Annotated in this window: 12 protein-coding genes; 3 read left to right on the forward strand and 9 right to left on the reverse strand. The window is 72.9% G+C overall.

All coding sequences use genetic code 11. The annotated features are described in order from the left end of the window. Positions 1–9: 9 nt before the first annotated feature. The 9 genes from ACWD5O_RS12270 to ftsY all read right to left on the reverse strand — a co-directional run bounded on the left by ACWD5O_RS12270 (position 10) and on the right by ftsY (position 11,812). On the reverse strand, positions 10–1,089 hold the full coding sequence (locus ACWD5O_RS12270) for an amidohydrolase family protein (RefSeq protein ID WP_450085320.1): 1,080 nt from the start codon (positions 1,087–1,089) through the stop codon (positions 10–12). A 38-nt stretch (positions 1,090–1,127) separates the two neighbouring features. Continuing rightward, positions 1,128–2,687: a signal recognition particle protein gene (gene ffh / locus ACWD5O_RS12275; RefSeq protein ID WP_354966927.1), complete on the reverse strand. Its 1,560-nt coding sequence runs from the start codon at positions 2,685–2,687 to the stop codon at positions 1,128–1,130. 141 nt (positions 2,688–2,828) lie between these two features. After that, the gene (locus tag ACWD5O_RS12280) at positions 2,829–3,485 is read right to left on the reverse strand and encodes a response regulator transcription factor (RefSeq protein ID WP_450085321.1); all 657 of its coding nucleotides are present in this window, start codon (positions 3,483–3,485) and stop codon (positions 2,829–2,831) included. After that, complete coding sequence (locus ACWD5O_RS12285) at positions 3,482–4,642, reverse strand: sensor histidine kinase (protein ID WP_450085322.1); 1,161 nt, start codon at positions 4,640–4,642, stop codon at positions 3,482–3,484. Before ACWD5O_RS12285 ends, ACWD5O_RS12280 begins: the two co-directional genes overlap by 4 nt. Positions 4,643–5,449: 807 nt before the next feature. Continuing rightward, positions 5,450–7,780, reverse strand: a complete 2,331-nt coding sequence (locus ACWD5O_RS12290; RefSeq protein WP_450085323.1) for a [protein-PII] uridylyltransferase — start codon at positions 7,778–7,780, stop codon at positions 5,450–5,452. 16 nt (positions 7,781–7,796) lie between these two features. Then, positions 7,797–8,135, reverse strand: coding sequence for a P-II family nitrogen regulator (locus ACWD5O_RS12295; RefSeq protein WP_007456507.1), 339 nt, complete (start codon positions 8,133–8,135; stop codon positions 7,797–7,799). Positions 8,136–8,160: 25 nt separating this feature from the next. After that, positions 8,161–9,573, reverse strand: a complete 1,413-nt coding sequence (locus ACWD5O_RS12300) for an ammonium transporter (RefSeq protein WP_450085324.1) — start codon at positions 9,571–9,573, stop codon at positions 8,161–8,163. Positions 9,574–9,751: 178 nt separating this feature from the next. Next, positions 9,752–10,615, reverse strand: a complete 864-nt coding sequence (locus ACWD5O_RS12305) for an aminoglycoside phosphotransferase family protein (RefSeq protein ID WP_172898993.1) — start codon at positions 10,613–10,615, stop codon at positions 9,752–9,754. A 6-nt stretch (positions 10,616–10,621) separates the two neighbouring features. Next, on the reverse strand, positions 10,622–11,812 hold the full coding sequence (ftsY, locus tag ACWD5O_RS12310) for a signal recognition particle-docking protein FtsY (protein ID WP_449940714.1): 1,191 nt from the start codon (positions 11,810–11,812) through the stop codon (positions 10,622–10,624). Positions 11,813–11,894: 82 nt separating this feature from the next. Between ftsY and ACWD5O_RS12315 the strand changes: the two genes are divergently transcribed. The 3 genes from ACWD5O_RS12315 (at position 11,895) to ACWD5O_RS12325 (ending at position 15,842) form a co-directional block, all read left to right on the forward strand. Next, positions 11,895–13,607 (forward strand): alkaline phosphatase D family protein, encoded by a 1,713-nt coding sequence (locus ACWD5O_RS12315; RefSeq protein WP_449940712.1) that lies wholly within the window; start codon positions 11,895–11,897, stop codon positions 13,605–13,607. A 26-nt stretch (positions 13,608–13,633) separates the two neighbouring features. Then, complete coding sequence (locus ACWD5O_RS12320) at positions 13,634–14,077, forward strand: MarR family winged helix-turn-helix transcriptional regulator (RefSeq protein ID WP_449940710.1); 444 nt, start codon at positions 13,634–13,636, stop codon at positions 14,075–14,077. A gap of 145 nt (positions 14,078–14,222) precedes the next feature. After that, positions 14,223–15,842 (forward strand): MDR family MFS transporter, encoded by a 1,620-nt coding sequence (locus tag ACWD5O_RS12325; RefSeq protein WP_449940707.1) that lies wholly within the window; start codon positions 14,223–14,225, stop codon positions 15,840–15,842. Positions 15,843–15,844: the final 2 nt, after the last annotated feature.

Raw genomic sequence — 15,844 nt, forward strand, 5'->3', positions numbered from 1 at the left:
CGCGGGGCGTCAGCGGATGACGCGGCCCCGGAGGATGGTGCGGGACGGGGCGCGGACGACACGCAGGTCGTGGCGTGGGTCCTCGGGGTAGACCGTCAGGTCGGCGAGGCCGCCCTCGACCAGGCCGGGAAAGCCGAGCCACTCCCGGGCGCCCCAGGAGGCGGCGGCCAGCACGTCGATCGGCGCCATCCCGGCACGCTCGTGCAGCAGCAGCATCTCCTCGGCGGCCAGCCCGTGGTCGATGCCGCCGCCCGCGTCGGTGCCCACGTAGATCGGCACGCCCGCCTCGTGTGCGGCCCGCACCACCTCCGGGAATCCGTCCCGCAGTGCCAGCATGTGCTCGGCATACCCGGGGAACTTGGCCCGCGCCTGCTCTGCGATGCCGTCGAAGGTGGCAATGTTGATCATCGTGGGGACCAGCGCGGTGCCCTGGCGGGCCATCTCGTCGATCAGGTCGAGGCTCAGCCCGGTGCCGTGCTCGACCGAGTCCACCCCGGCCCGCACCATGATCTCCACCGCCGACTCGGAGAAGGTGTGCACCGCGGCGCGTACCCCGGCGTCGTGCGCGGCCCGCACGGCGGCGGTGAGGGTGTCCGCGTCCCAGGCCGGCGCCAGGTCACCCACGCCGCGGTCGATCCAGTCGCCGACCAGCTTGACCCAGCCGTTGCCGGCCCGCGCCTGAGCCGCCACCGTGGCGGCCACCTCGGCCGGGCCGACCTCCACGCCGATGTCGCGCAGGTAGCGCTTCGGCGGCGCGACATGCCGGCCCGCCCGGGCCAGTCGCGGCAGGTCCGGTTCGTCGTCGAGTTCGGGGTACGGGTACGGCGAGCCGGCGTCGCGGATCGCCAGCACGCCAGCGTCCCGGTCGACGTGGGCCAGCTCGCGGGCCTGATCGAGGGAGGTGATCGGGGCACCGCCACGGGCGATGCCGATGTGGCAGTGCGCGTCGACCAGCCCCGGAAGGACGAAACCGCCGTCGACCACCGTCTCCGCGTCGGGCACCGGGGTGAAGGTCACCCGGTCGCCGACCAGCCAGAGATCCCGGACCTCGTCGTCGGGGAGCAGCACACCGCGCACATGAAGAGCCATGCGCACAGTCCTACCCGATCAGCCCGGCGTCTGCGGAATCAGCGGGGGCCCTTGTCGCCGCCCTTGCCCAGCTTGTTGAAGTCGATCTTCGGGAGCTTGAAGCCGGGCGGCAGCCCCTGGCCCCCGGCGAGGTCGTTCGGGTCCATCCCCGGCGGGAGCTGCGGCATGCCGCCCGGGAAGCCGCCCGGCATCCCGGCACCGGCGCCGGTACGCGGCCGACCGCCACCCTTGGTGCCCTTCCGCTTGTTCTTCGGCGACTTGGTCGCCTTGCGCCGGCCACCGCCGGGCAGGCCCATCATGCCGCCCATCTGCTTCATCATCTTCTGCGCGTCGGCGAAGCGGTTGAGCAGCTGGTTGACGTCCATCACGGTGACTCCGGAGCCGTTGGCGATGCGCGCCCGCCGGGAGCCGTTGATGATCTTCGGGTTGGTCCGCTCGCCCGGCGTCATCGACCGGATGATCGCGGTGACCCGGTCGAAGTGGGTGTCGTCCAGATCGGCCAGCTGGTCCTTCATCTGCCCCATGCCGGGCATCATGGCCAGCACGTTGGCGATCGGACCCATCCGCCGCACGGCGATGAGCTGGTCGAGGAAGTCCTCCAGGGTGAACTGCTCGCCGCCCATCAGCTTGGCGGTCATCTTCTCCTTCTGATCGGAGTCGAAGGCCTGCTCGGCCTGCTCGATCAGAGTGAGGACGTCGCCCATGCCGAGGATCCGGCTGGCCATCCGGTCGGGGTGGAAGACGTCGAAGTCCTCCAGCTTCTCGCCGGTGGAGGCGAACAGGATCGGCTGCCCGGTCACCTCGCGCACCGACAGCGCGGCGCCACCACGGGCGTCGCCGTCGAGCTTGGAGAGCACCACACCGGTGATGCCGACACCGTCGCGGAACGCCTCGGCGGTGCGGACGGCGTCCTGACCCACCATCGCGTCGATGACGAAGATGACCTCGTCCGGCTGGACCGCGTCGCGGATGTCGGCGGCCTGCTGCATCATCTCGGCGTCGATGCCGAGCCGGCCGGCGGTGTCGACGATGACGATGTCCCGGGCCGCCCGCTTCGCGTGCTCGATCGACGCGCGGGCCACCTGGACCGGGTCGCCGACGCCGTTGCCGGGCTCCGGGGCGTACACCTCGACGCCGGCCCGGCCACCGAGCACCTGGAGCTGCCCGACGGCGTTGGGACGCTGGAGGTCCGCGGCGACCAGCAGCGGCTGGTGCCCCTGGCCCTTGAGCCAACGGGCCAGCTTGCCGGCGAGGGTGGTCTTACCGGAGCCCTGGAGACCGGCCAGCATGATCACTGTCGGGGACTGCTTGGCGAACTGGAGCCGCCGGCCCTCGCCGCCGAGCACATTGATCAGCTCGTCGTTGACGATCTTGATGATCTGCTGGGCCGGGTTCAGCGCCTGGGAGACCTCGGAGCTGCGGGCCCGCTCCTTGACGGCCGCGATGAAGCCCTTGACGACCGGCAGCGCGACGTCCGCCTCCAGCAGCGCGAGGCGGATCTCGCGCGCGGTGGCGTCGATGTCGGCGTCGGTGAGCCGCCCCTTGCCGCGGAGCTTGGTGAAGATCCCGGACAGGCGGTCACTCAAGGTGTCAAACACGCGAACATCCCGTTTGTCAGTGTTCCGGCGGGCACAACGTGGCCGGCAGTGCGGAGTCCGACCACCGCAAGGGTAGCGGGCCGGCTGCAAGGCCGCTGTCGCCCGGCCCGGGCCGCGTCCCGGCCGCCCCGCCGCCGCCGTTTATCCGGACACCAACCCCGACTGGTACGCGAAGACGACGAGCTGCGCCCGGTCCCGAGCGCCCAGCTTGCCCATCGCCCTGCTGACGTGGGTACGCGCGGTCGCCGGGCTGACCACCAGCCGGGCGGCGATCTCCTCGTTGTTCAGCCCCTCACCGACCAGGCCGACCACCTGGCGCTCCCGGTCGGTGAGCGCGTCGAGCCGCGGGTGCGGGCGGGGCGCCCGGGACGGCCGGGTGGCGAACTCCCGCACCACCCGCCGGGTCACCGACGGCGACAGCAGCGCCTCCCCCTCGGCGACCAGCCGGACAGCCCGCAGCAGCTCGGCCGGCCGGGTGTCCTTGGTGAGGAACCCGCTCGCCCCGTACCGCAGCGCGTCGAAGACGTACTCGTCCAGCTCGAAGGTGGTGAGCACCACGACCCGTGTGCCGGCCAGGTCGGGGTCGGCGACAATCCGACGGGTGGCCTCGATCCCGTCGATGCCCGGCATCCGGATGTCCATCAGCACCACGTCCGGCCGTTCCCGGCGGGCCAGCTCCACCGCCCGCAGTCCGTCGGCCGCCTCACCGGCGAGCGCCAGGTCGTCCTCGCTCTCCACCAGCGCGCGCAGCCCGAGCCGGACCAGGTCCTGGTCGTCGGCGATCAGCACCCGGATCACGCCGCCGGCTCCACCGGCAGCCGGGCGTACACCCGGAAACCGCCGTCGGGGCGCGGCCCGACGAGCAGCCGCCCACCGAGCGCGTCGACCCGCTCCCGCATCCCGGCCAGACCGTGCCCGCCGTCGCCGGCGGGATCCAACACGTCGCCGGCCGCGCCCGCGCCCCGGTCGGTGACCTCGACGGTCAACTCGTCGACGCGGTAGCCGACCGTCACGTCCGCGTTGGCCACCCCGGCGTGGCGCAGGACGTTGGTCAACGCCTCCTGCACTACCCGGTACGCGGCCAGGTCCACCGGGTTCGGCAGCTCCCGGGGATCACCGACCACCCGCAGCTCGACGGCGAGACCAGCCCCGGCGAGCCGGTCGCGCAGCGCCGGGAGTCGGGCCAGGCCGGGCACCGGCCCACGCTCCGCGCCCCGCCGCACGGCCCCCAGAGTGACCCGCAGCTCGTCCAGTGCCTCCCGGCTGGTCCGGCTGATCGCGGTCAGCGCGGTCTCCGCCTGCTCCGGCCGTTTCGGCAGCAGGTGCAGGGCGATCTCCGCCTGCATGCTGATCGCGGCCAGCCCGTGCCCCACCACGTCATGCACCTCCTGAGCGATGCGCAGCCGCTCCTCGTCGGCCTGTCGCCGGGCCTGCTCGGCGCGGCTGCGAGCCTGCTCGGCACGACTGCGGGCCGTCGCCTCGCGGTTGACCCGCACCACCGTCCCCGCCGCGAACGGTACGACCGCCCACGCCGACGCGGGCAGCACCGCGGCCCAGCCCGGAGCCGGACCCCGGGACCAGAAGACGTGTGTCAGCAGCAGCACGAACGCTCCGCCGGTGGCGAGCGCCGCAAGCCGCACCGGCAGTCGCGCCGCCACGGTGTACACCGCGATCAGGAAGGTGAGCAGAATCGGACCGTACGGGTAGCCGAGAACGAGGTACGCCGTGGTTGCCACGGTGACCACGGCCAGGGTGGCGACCGGGGCGCGGCGTCGGGCCAGCAGGGCCAGCGCGGCGACCGCGATCAGCACCCGGCAGGCGGCGTCCACCGGCCTCGACCCCGGTTGGTTGTCCCCGGCCAGGCCGGTCGCGAGCAGCGCGAATCCGAGCAGCACCAGGGCGAGCGCCGCGTCAACGGCCGTCTCCTGCCACCCTCGCTGCCCGCTCCCTCGCATGGCCGTCATTCTGCCCGCGCCGAAGCCGCCCGGCGTGCGTCCACGAGCGGCACCACAGCTACGCCCCCGGACGTACCCGCCGCCCCAGGGCCCCCGCCCCTGTCCGCCTCGCCGCACGCCGCCCTGCCACACGCCGCCCTGCCCCAAAGCCCTGCCACACGCCGCTCTGCCCCAAGGGCCCTGCCACACGTCGCTCCGCCGCACGCCGCTCTGCCGCTCCCGCCCGCTTCCGGTGGCCGCACCACCCGCCGGCCCGCGCCTCTCACCGGCCGTCGTTCCCCCGGACGGCACACCCCCAAAAAGCACACCCCCGGACGGCGCCCTTCCGGACGGGGCCCTTCCGGACAGGGCCCCCTCCGGACGGCGCCCTTCCGGACGGGGCCCTTCCGGACAGGGCCCCCTCCGGACGACGCCACAGCGCTCCCGCTGGGCGGTGAGACCCGCCGGAAGGCTCGAGCGCGCCCGGGCCGGCGGCGGACACCTCCGCGAGCGTTATACCTCTGAGGCATAAATATGACTCTGAGGTATAACGCTTGTGAGCGAGATGGGCTGGCACGAGGGTTGGGCCGACGAAGACGCAGGGGCGCGTGGCAGCCGGACAGCGGCGGCGGCCGCGGTACCGACAGCAGGGACCACGTCCGGCGGGCGGCGTCCCCCCGCCCGGGGTGTGCTGGGCCTAGCAGAGCAATGAGGTGCCGCGGCGGCTAGGCGGACGCCGCAGCGCCGGGCGTCGGACGGCGCAGCGCCGCGCGTCGGACGGCGCAGCGCGGGCACCGGCCGGGGCTTCGGGGCGGATCCGATCGCGGGTCAGACGGCGGCGAGGACTGCGGTCTCCAGGCGGCCTCGGGTGGCGTCGTCCGGCCAGCCGCCGACCAGGTAGAAGGCGTCGACCACGTCGGCGCCGAGGGTGGAGATGCGGGCCGCGCGGACCAGGGCACCCGCCTCGTCGAGCGCACAGGTGACGCGGTAGAGCAGCCCGGCGGCGTCGGCGGCGCGCAGTTCCAGCAGCACCGCGTCGGTGGCCGCCTCGCGGTGCCAGACCACCCGGGGGGCCGCGCCGCCGCCCCGGGCGGCGAGCGAACGGCCGCGCAGCCGCTGGGTGACCGACACGTCGCCGGCTACCGCTCGCCGCAGGTCGGCGCGGAGCGGGACCGGGTCCGGCGGCAGGCCGTAGCGCGGCTGCACCCGGCACTCGACCAGGGCCCGGCCGTCGACCACGGAGGCGTCCGCGGAGATCACTTCCAACCGGTGCAGCGCCAGGCAGCCGGCCACCGTGGCGAGCAGGCCGCGCCGGTCCGCCGCCGCCACCGCCACCCGGTCCCCGGTCAGGTGGACGACCGGCAGGGGCCCGGCCAGCAGCGCCGGGTCGGGGGCCGGCGGCTCGGGCAGCACGCCGGTGTCCAGCGCGGTGCGGACCCGGGCGACCAGCTCGGCGACCAGCCGGCCCTTCCAGTCCGACCAGGCCGCCGGTCCGGTGGCCACCGCGTCCGCCCGGACCAGCGCGTGCAGCAGGTCGAGCGTGCCGGTGTCGCCGACCGCCTCGGCCACCGATGCGATGGTCACCGGGTCGGCCAGGTCCCGGCGGGTGGCCACGTCGGGCAGCAGCAGGTGCAGCCGGACCAGCGTGCCGATCAGCTCGACCTCGCCGGTGGGCAGGCCGATCCGGGTCGCCACCGCCTCGGCCAGCGGCACACCGACCGTGCTGTGATCTCCGGGCAACCCCTTGCCGATGTCGTGCAGCAGGGCGCCGAGGAGCAGCAGGTCCGGACGGTCCACCTCGCGGGAATGCCGGCTGGCCTCGTGCGCGGTCTGCACCAGGTGCCGGTCGAGGGTGTACCGGTGCACGGGGTTGTGCTGGGGCAGGCTGCGCAGCCTGGCCCACTCGGGAAGCCAGCCGTCGACCAGCCCGTACCGGTCACAGGTCTCCCAGGCCGGCACCAGGCCGGGACCGGCGCCGAGCAGGGTGGTCAGCGCGGCCCGGGCCTCGGCCGGCCAGGGCGCGGGCAGCGGCGGACAGTACGCCGCCAGCCACTCGCATGTGGCGCGGGCTATCGGCAGCCGGGTGGCGGCCGCGGCGGCGGCCACCCGCAGTGACAGGCTCGGGTCGGGGCGTGCTCCGATCGCCGTGCGGGCGAGCACCAGTTCGCCGTCGTGCTTCACCACGTCCCGCGCCACCGGTCGGCGCACCGGGCGTCCGTTCCCGCCCCGGGAGCGGCCGGAGCGCAGCCGGTCGGCGGCCCGGAAGGCGTCGTCCAGGGCGTGGCTGACCGTGCGCGCGTCCCCGGCGACCCGGCGCAGGAGGGCATCGCCGTCCTCTACGACGGCTCCAGGGCGCCGCGCGGCGTCAGACGCGCCGAGCTGGAGTTGTCGGAGGCCGAGGAGCGTGGCCACCCCGTCACGCTCCTGGGCGACCAGCCGGTCGACCCGGCGGCCGACCTGCTGGTGCAGGGCGTCCCGGGTGTCCAGCAGGCGCAGGTGTGCGGCGCGCACGGCGGGACGTAGTGCGTCGGTGATGCCCGCGGCGGAGATCGCCCGCAGCAGCCCCACGTCGCGCAGCCCGCCGGCGGCCTCCTTGAGGTCGCCCTCCAACAGGAAGGCCAGCTCGCCGTGGGCCTGCCAGCGGGCGGCGGTGACCTCCCGCAGGCCGGGCAGCTGGCGGACGGCGGTCCGCCGCCAGTGGTCGGCGGCGGTACGGACCAGCGCGTCGGCCAGGGCGCGGTCGCCGGCCACCAGCCGGGCGTCGAGCAACCCGAGGGCGACCTTGACGTCGTCCCGGGCCACCGAGAGCGCCTCGGCGACGGTCCGCACCGAGTGGTCCAGCCGCAGGCCTGCGTCCCAGATCGGGTACCAGACCGCGGCGGCCAGCTCGTCCGTGCCGGGCACACCGGCGTGCAGCAGCACCAGGTCGAGGTCACCGTACGGGGCGCACTGCCGCCGGCCCAGCCCACCGACAGCGAGCAGCGCCACGCCCGCACGGTCGGGCAGCAAACCCCGCAGGAAGTCGTCGTACGCTGCCGCCCGGGCCAGCCGGGCCGTCTCGCCGATCCCCCCGGGTAGGCCGACGACCTCGTTGATCAAGCGGCCCGCGTCGCCGTCGCCGGCGTGCCCTGACGCGTTCCCCTTGATCAACGAGGTCATGTCGGTCGTGGCCCGGTCAGAGCGCGTCGAGGCCGCGTTCGCCGGTACGAACCCGGACGACCTCCTCGACACCGGTGACCCAGACCTTGCCGTCGCCGATCTTGCCCGTACGGGCGGCACCGACGATGGCGTCCACGATCTTTTCCACGTCGATCTCGTCGGTGAGCACCTCGACCCGGATCTTGGGCAGGAACTCGACCGTGTACTCGGCACCCCGGTAGACCTCGGTGTGCCCCTTCTGCCGCCCGTACCCCTGAACCTCGCTGACGGTCAGCCCGGCCACCCCGAGGGCGTGCAGAGCCTCCTTCACCGCGTCCAGCTGGTACGGCTTGATGACCGCGGTTACCAGCTTCATGTCCAACCCCTCCATCCCAGGAACGTTAACCGGCGACCTTCTCGCTGACCGGCTCGGCGGGATCCGCCTCCGGCTTGGCACCGCTCGTCACGCCGCCACCGGGGGTGCCGATGCCGGCCATCGCGAACGCGCTGCCCGTGCCGCCGCCCGCCGGGGACAGGTCATAGCTGCTCTCGGCGTGCTCGGCGATGTCGATCCCCTCGACCTCGGCCTCGGCCCGCACCCGGAAGCCGATCGTCTTCTCGATGACGAAGGCGAGCACCCAGGCGATGCCGAACGACCAGACCGAGACGATCAGGCCGGCGAGCGCCTGCCGTCCGAGCTGGGTGACGCCGCCGCCGTAGAAGAGGCCGTCGGAGGCGCCCACCACGTCACTGATCGCGGCGTTGACCGAGTTGGTGGCGAAAAGGCCGAGCCAGAGCGAGCCGATCCAGCCGCCGACGAAGTGCACGCCGACCACGTCGAGGGAGTCGTCGTAGCCGAACCGGTACTTGAGGCTGACGGCGAGCGCGCACACCACCCCGGCGACGATGCCGAGCAGAACGGCCGCCCAGGGGGCGATGAACCCGCAGGCCGGGGTGATGGCGACCAGGCCGGCGACGGCGCCGGACGAGGCGCCGACCATGGTCGGCTTCCGGTCCTTGATCCATTCGACCGCGATCCAGCCGAGCAGGGCGGCCGCCGTGGCGAGCTGGGTGTTGATGAAGGCGAGGCCGGCGACCGAGTCGACGGTCAGCTCCGAGCCGGCGTTGAACCCGAACCACCCGAACCACAGCAGGCCGGCACCGAGCGCGACCAGGGGAATGTTGTGCGGCTTCATGCCCTCGCGCGGCCAGCCGAGCCGCTTGCCGAGCACCAGAGCCACGGCCAGGGCCGCCGCGCCGGCGTTGATGTGCACCGCGGTGCCGCCGGCGAAGTCCAGCGCGTGGATGTCGCCGCCGATGATCCCGCCGCCCCAGACCCAGTGTGCGACCGGGAAGTAGACCAGGGTGGCCCAGCCGAAGGCGAACAGCAGCCAGCCGGCGAACTTGGCCCGGTCGGCGATGGCACCGCTGATCAGCGCGACGGTGATCACCGCGAAGACCATCTGGAAGGCCATGAACACGTAGAGCGGAACCCCGATGCCGCTCGGGTTCTCCGCCGTGGCGCCCCACAGGTCGGTCTCGGCGAGGAAGGTCTTGGTGCCGAGGTACGCGCCCGGGTCGCCCCAGAAACCGTTCACGTCGGTCCCGAAGGCGACGCTGAAGCCGTAGAACCACCACAGAACAGAGATGAGCCCGATGGCGGAGAAGCTCATCATCATCATGTTGAGCACGCCCTTGGCCCGGTTCAGCCCGCCGTAGAACAGCGCCAGTCCCGGGGTCATGAGCAGCACGAGCGCGGTCGAAACCAGCAGCCAAACGGTACTGCCGCCGTCGATCGTGGGTGCTTCAGGCACGCTGGCCTCCTAAAGGTGAAGTTCCCTCCTTCGCGGCTTTCCGGGGCAGCGTCGCCCGTCGGCCGGTTGGGCGGAAGCTTCGCGGCCGGCTGTTTCACCCATGGTCCCGTGCCGGTTTCCGTTTCGTGACGGGTTGTTTCGTACGTGTCACGAACTTCGCACGGTCAGTGGAATGCGCTCAGCGGAGGGCGTTCTCCAGGGCGTGCCGCTCGTAGTCGAGCAGCCGCAGATCGCGCATCGGCCGGCGCAGGTGCCCCTTGTGCACGATCCGGACGAACGCCGGCTCCCCGGCGGCGGCCATCCGACGGATTCCCTCGACGTGATCCACGATCCGCTTGCGGATGGTCCGGATCAGCCGGTGCCGGTCCCGGGGGATCAGCCCGTACGCGTCGGCGAAGAGCCGCAGCCGGCGCGGCCGGTCCGGGCGCTTCCAGCCGAGGGTGATCGAATCCCGGTCCGCGAAGATCGGCACCCAGGTCCAGGCCGCGTACGCCACGTCGTAGATCCGGGAGCCTGGCGACGCCAGATCGAAGTCGATCAGCCCGAGTGTGCCGTCCGGCCGCCAGATCACGTTGTGCGGCGCCGCGTCGTGGTGGCAGATCACCTCCGTGTCCGGTGGCGGCGGCCCGAACGAGCGCCAGACCGCCCCGGGCGGCGGGGTGAAGCCGTACTGCGCGTCGTGGAACATCCGCAGCATGGTGGCCACGGTGACCAGCGCCTCGTCGGTCACCCAGTGCGGGGCGAGCGGGTACTCCCCGCACTCCCCCTCCAGGTACGACAGCACCTCGCGGTTGCGCTCGTCCATGCCCAGGGCCCGGGGTGCGCCGGTGAACCCGACGTACTCCAGGTGCCTCAGCAGGGCGTGCACGGACGGGGTCCAGGGCCCGGCGTTGCGGCGGACCGTGTCACCGACCCGGACCACGGTGCTCACGTTGCCGCCGTGCAGCGGGATCTCCTGCGAAGTCACGTACGGTCTCCCGAGGCGCTGCGAGGGGTGGCCGGGGTCGCGCCAGCCCGCGTACGCGCGATCGTCAGTGGTCACCCGAGACTACGCGTCCCGTCCGGCGGCCTCGGTGCCCAACAGCGCGTCGACGAACTGCGCCGGGTCGAACGGGGCCAGATCGTCCTTGCCCTCACCGAGGCCGACGAGCTTCACCGGGATGCCCAGCTTGCGCTGCACGGCGATCACGATGCCGCCCTTCGCGGTGCCGTCGAGCTTGGTCAGGACCACGCCCGTCACGTTGACCACCTCGGTGAAGACCCGGGCCTGCTCCAGACCGTTCTGCCCTGTTGTGGCGTCCAGGATGAGCAGTGTCTCATCGATCGGGCCCTGTTTCTCCACCACCCGCTTGACCTTGCCCAGCTCGTCCATCAGGCCGACCTTGTTCTGCAACCGGCCGGCGGTGTCGATGAGCACGGTGTCCACGCCGGTGTCGATGCCGCGCTTGACCGCGTCGAAGGCGACGCTGGCAGGGTCCGCGGCCTCCGGGCCGCGGACGGTCTCCGCCCCGACCCGTGACCCCCAGGTCTCCAGCTGGTCGGCGGCGGCGGCCCGGAAGGTGTCCGCCGCGCCGAGCAGGACGCTGCGGCCGTCGGCCACCAGCACCCGGGCGATCTTGCCGCAGGTGGTGGTCTTGCCGGCGCCGTTGACGCCGACGACCAGCAGCACCGCCGGGACGCCGTCCTTCGGGGCGGTGCGCAGCGACCGGTCCAGGCTCGGGTCGAGCGCGTTGACCAACTCGGCGGCGAGCAGTGCGCGCAGCTCGGAGGCCGAGCGGGTGCCCAGCACCCGGGTGCGCTCGCGCAGCCGGTCGACGATGTCGCGGGTGGCGTCGACGCCGACGTCGGCGGTGATCAGGCTGTCCTCGATCTCCTCCCAGACGTCCTCGTCGAGGTGGTCGCGGGCGAGCAGGCCGAGCAGCCCCTTGCCGAAGACGTTCTGCGAGCGGGACAGCCGCGAGCGGAGCCGGACCAGCCGCCCGGCGGTCGGCTCGGGCACCTCGACGGTCGGCGCGGGCGCCTCGAGCACCGGTGGCGGCTCGACCAGGACACCGGTGGACAGATCGGACTCCGGTGCCTCGACCGGCGGGCCGGCGAGATCCTCCTCGGCCCGGGTGTCGACCTCGGTGCGCGGCAGTGGGGGCTCGGGCCGCCGCCGCAATCGCGGCACGACCAGCCCGACTGTGCCGGCGATCAGCACACCGAGCAGGACCAGAGCGAGGACGAGATATTCGGCCATGCCGGAATCCTGTCAGATGCCGGGCGCGGCGTCCCAGCCACCGCACCCCGGCCGGCGCGGGAACCGGCGGTAGGCTCGCCGCATGCCCGCCGCCCACCTCCTCATCGGCCCACTTCTGCGGCGAGTGGTGGACACCCGGGCGACCATCTGGGTGGAGACGGCGGCGCCCGCCGTGGTCACCGTCCGCACCGCGGACGGCGCCACCGGCACCGCAGCCACCTTCTCGGCGTACGACCATCACTACGCGCTCGTGGTGGTGCAGGGGCTCACCCCGGACAGCGCGACCACGTACGAGGTGCTGGTCGACGACGAGGTGGTCTGGCCGGTGCCGAGCAGCGGCTTCCCGCCGAGTGTGATCCGCACCCGGGCGGCCGACGACCGGGACCAGCCGGTGAGTCTGCTCTTCGGCTCATGCCGGGAAACCACCCAGCACGCCACCACCCGCAAGCTCCCGCCGGACGCGCTGGACGCGTACGCCCGGCGGTTGATGGCCGACCCCGAGGCGAACGCGCTGCCGGACCTGCTGGTGCTGCTCGGCGACCAGGTCTACGCCGACGTCACGTCGCCAACGGTGCGCCGGTTGCTGCGTCGGCGCCGGCGGCGACCGAAGGGCGCCCCGGCCGACCAGGTGGTGAGCTTCGACGAGTACACCAAGCTCTACCTGGAGTCCTGGCGGGATCCGGAGATCCGCTGGCTGCTCTCCACCGTGCCGAGCGTGATGATCTTCGACGACCACGAGATCATCGACGACTGGAACACCTCGGCGTCCTGGCGGGCCGAGGTCCGCGAGCAGCCGTGGTGGTCCGAGCGGATCGGCAGCGGTCTCGCCTCCTACTGGGTCTACCAGCACCTGGGCAACCTCTCCCCGGACGACATCGCCGCCGACCCGGTGTTCGCGAAGGTCACCGCCGCGGAGGACGCCACCGGCGTGCTGCGCGAGTTCGGCCACCGGGTCGACCAGGAGTCCGACCTGGCGCACGACACCGAGCGTTGGCGCGCGGTGCAGTACCAGTGGAGTTACGCGCTTGACCTGGGCCGGACCCGGCTGGTGATGCTGGACAACCGGTGCAGTCGGGTGCTCGAGCGGGGCAACCGGGCGATGCTGCCGCCGGGTGAGTGGGCCTGGTTCCTCGACCAGGCGCACGGGGTCTACGACCACCTGGTGGTCGGCGCCTCGCTGCCCTGGCTGCTGCCGCAGGGCATCCACCATGTCGAGGCGTGGAACGAGAAGCTCGCCGACTCGCGCCGGCCCTGGGTGGCGCGCGGGGCGGAGAAGCTGCGCCGGGCACTGGACCTGGAGCACTGGGCTGCCTTCCGGCGCTCCTTCGAGGCGCTCGCGGAAACCTTCGCCCGGATCGGCACCGGCACCCCGAGCCGGTCCGGCGCGCGGGTCGGCGCAGGCCCGGCGTACGCCCCGCCAGCGTCGATCAGCGTGCTGTCCGGGGACGTGCACCACTCGTACGTGGCCCAGGCCCGGTTCGCCGACCCGGCGGTGGTGACCCCGGTGCACCAGCTCACCTGTTCGCCGATCCACAACCAGGTGCCGGCCGGTATCCGTCCGCTGATGCGGCTCGCCTGGTCGGCCGGCCCGGCGGGGGCGACCCGGGCGTTGGCCCGCTCGGCGGGTGTCCGCCGCCCGGGGGTGCGCTGGCGCAAGCTGGCCGGCCCCTACTTCGGCAACGCGGTGTCCACCCTGACCCACCGGGGGCGCGCGGCTGAGGTGACCGTCGAGGGCACCACGAAGGATGGGCGGCTACGCCCGGTGATGCGCCACCGGCTCTCCGGCAACGGCTGAGCTGACCCCGCCGTAGTCTCTACGCCGTGGACGACGAGCACCTGCCGGAGCCGATCCGGGCGGTCGAGCACGAACTGACGGCCCTGCTGCGTCGTGGCCGGGCGGTCTCCTGGGAGATCGCCCGGGAGGTGCACCCGAACCTCGAACCGAACACCTACGGCCTGCTGCTCTGGCTGCGCCGCAGTGGCTCGATCCGGTTGACCGAGTTGGCGGGGCGGCTGGGGGTGGGCAAGGGGACGTTGAGCCGGCAGATCAACGGGCTGGAAGCGCTCGGCCTGGTCAACCGCGACCCCGATCCCAGCGACCGGCGGGCCGCACAGATCAGCCTCACCGAGGAGGGTCAGCGGCGGTTCGACGTCGCCCGGGCCGCCCGGCTGGGCGAATTCCTGCGCGCCCTGGACGGCTGGCCGGCCCGGGACGTCGAGGAGTTCGCCCGGCTGCTCGGCCGGTTCAACGACTCCTGGGTCTGACCGGCGGCGGCGGGGAATGTCGGCGAGGTCCGCCAAGTTGTTGCTTTAGGCAACCAAGCCCTACGGTTGCTCCAAACAACTTCTGGACGGCCGCCACTTCACCGGCCCGACCGCTCCACCTCGACTCCACGCGGAGGCAGCAACGATGAGCCAGGCGACAGCGCCCACCCGGGCGACCGGCGTCGACATGACCCACCGGCAGATCCTGGAGGCCCTCTCCGGTCTGCTGCTGGGCATGTTCGTCGCGATCCTCTCCTCCACGGTCGTCTCGAACGCGCTGCCGCGGATCATCACCGAGCTGCACGGCGGCCAGTCCGCGTACACCTGGGTGGTCACCTCGGCCCTGCTCGCGACCACCGCGACCACCCCCATCTGGGGCAAGCTCGCCGACCTGACCAGCAAGAAGCTCCTGGTCCAGCTCTCCCTGGGGATCTACGTGCTGGGCTCGGTGCTGGCCGGCGCCGCGCAGGGCACCAGTGAGCTGATCGCCTGCCGGGTGCTCCAGGGCATCGGCGCCGGCGGCCTCACCGCGCTGGCCCAGGTGATCATGGCGACCATGATCGCGCCGCGCGAGCGGGGCCGCTACAGCGGCTACCTCGGCGCCGTGTTGGCCGTCGGCACCATCGGCGGCCCGCTGATCGGCGGCGTGATCGTCGACACCTCGTGGCTGGGCTGGCGCTGGTGCTTCTACGTTGGGGTGCCCTTCGCCATCGCCGCGCTGGTCGTGCTCCAGAAGACCCTGCACCTGCCGGTGGTGAAGCGGAAGGCGCAGATCGACTGGTGGGGCGCCACGCTGATCACCGCGGCCGTCTCGTTGCTGCTGATCTGGGTCTCGCTCGCCGGTAACCAGTTCGACTGGACCTCCTGGCAGTCCGCCGCCATGGTGATCGGCGCGCTGGTGCTCGGCGCGTTGGCGATCCGGGTGGAGACCCGGGCCGCCGAGCCGATGATCCCGCCGCGCCTGTTCCGCAACCGCACCATCACCCTGGCCGTCGTCGCGAGCATCGCGGTCGGCGTGGGCATGTTCGGCGCCTCGGTCTTCCTCGGCCAGTACTTCCAGATCAGCCGCGGCCAGAGCCCGACGATGTCCGGCCTCATGACCCTGCCGATGATCCTCGGCCTACTGGTCGCGTCGACGCTGAGCGGTCGGATCATCACCAAGACCGGCCGCTGGAAGCGGTTCCTGGTGATCGGTACGGCGCTGCTCACAGTCGGCTTCGCGCTGATGGGCACGCTCCGGGCCGACACGAGCTTCACCCTGCTCAGCATCTACATGGCGCTGGTCGGCATCGGCCTCGGCATGACCATGCAGAACCTGGTCCTCGCCGTGCAGAACACCGTCGGCACGCACGAGCTCGGCGCGGCCAGCTCGATGGTGGCGTTCTTCCGCAGCCTGGGCGGCGCGATCGGCGTCTCCGCGCTCGGCGCGGTGCTCGGCCACAAGGTCACCGGCTACACGTCCGAGGGCCTGGCCCGGCTCGGCATCTCCGCGTCCAGCTCGGGCGGCGGTGGCGTCCTTCCCGACGTGCACACCCTGCCCGGCCCGATCCGGGCGGTGGTGGAGAGCGCGTACGGCCACGGCGCTGGCGACATCTTCCTGGCCGCTGCCCCCTTCGCGCTGATCGCCCTGATCGCTGTGACCTTCATCAAGGAGGTGCCGCTGCGGCAGCACACCGGCTCCCCGGCCGGCGCCGAAGTCGAGCAAGAATCAACTATCGGGGCGGGCGCTGGTGCCGCCGTCGTCCGTACCGACGAGCAGAGGTGAGG

It is taken from the genome of Micromonospora sp. NPDC005161, from assembly GCF_053599855.1.

Excerpts from the sequence above, each read along its gene's own strand:
- ACWD5O_RS12285 (WP_450085322.1), bottom strand. The coding sequence starts at position 4,642 with ATGCGAGGGAGCGGGCAGCGAGGGTGGCAGGAGACGGCCGTTGACGCG.
- ACWD5O_RS12295 (WP_007456507.1), bottom strand. The coding sequence starts at position 8,135 with ATGAAGCTGGTAACCGCGGTCATCAAGCCGTACCAGCTGGACGCGGTG.
- ACWD5O_RS12315 (WP_449940712.1), top strand. The coding sequence starts at position 11,895 with ATGCCCGCCGCCCACCTCCTCATCGGCCCACTTCTGCGGCGAGTGGTG.
- ACWD5O_RS12290 (WP_450085323.1), bottom strand. The coding sequence starts at position 7,780 with ATGACCTCGTTGATCAAGGGGAACGCGTCAGGGCACGCCGGCGACGGC.
- ACWD5O_RS12270 (WP_450085320.1), bottom strand. The coding sequence starts at position 1,089 with ATGGCTCTTCATGTGCGCGGTGTGCTGCTCCCCGACGACGAGGTCCGG.
- ftsY (WP_449940714.1), bottom strand. The coding sequence starts at position 11,812 with ATGGCCGAATATCTCGTCCTCGCTCTGGTCCTGCTCGGTGTGCTGATC.
- ACWD5O_RS12325 (WP_449940707.1), top strand. The coding sequence starts at position 14,223 with ATGAGCCAGGCGACAGCGCCCACCCGGGCGACCGGCGTCGACATGACC.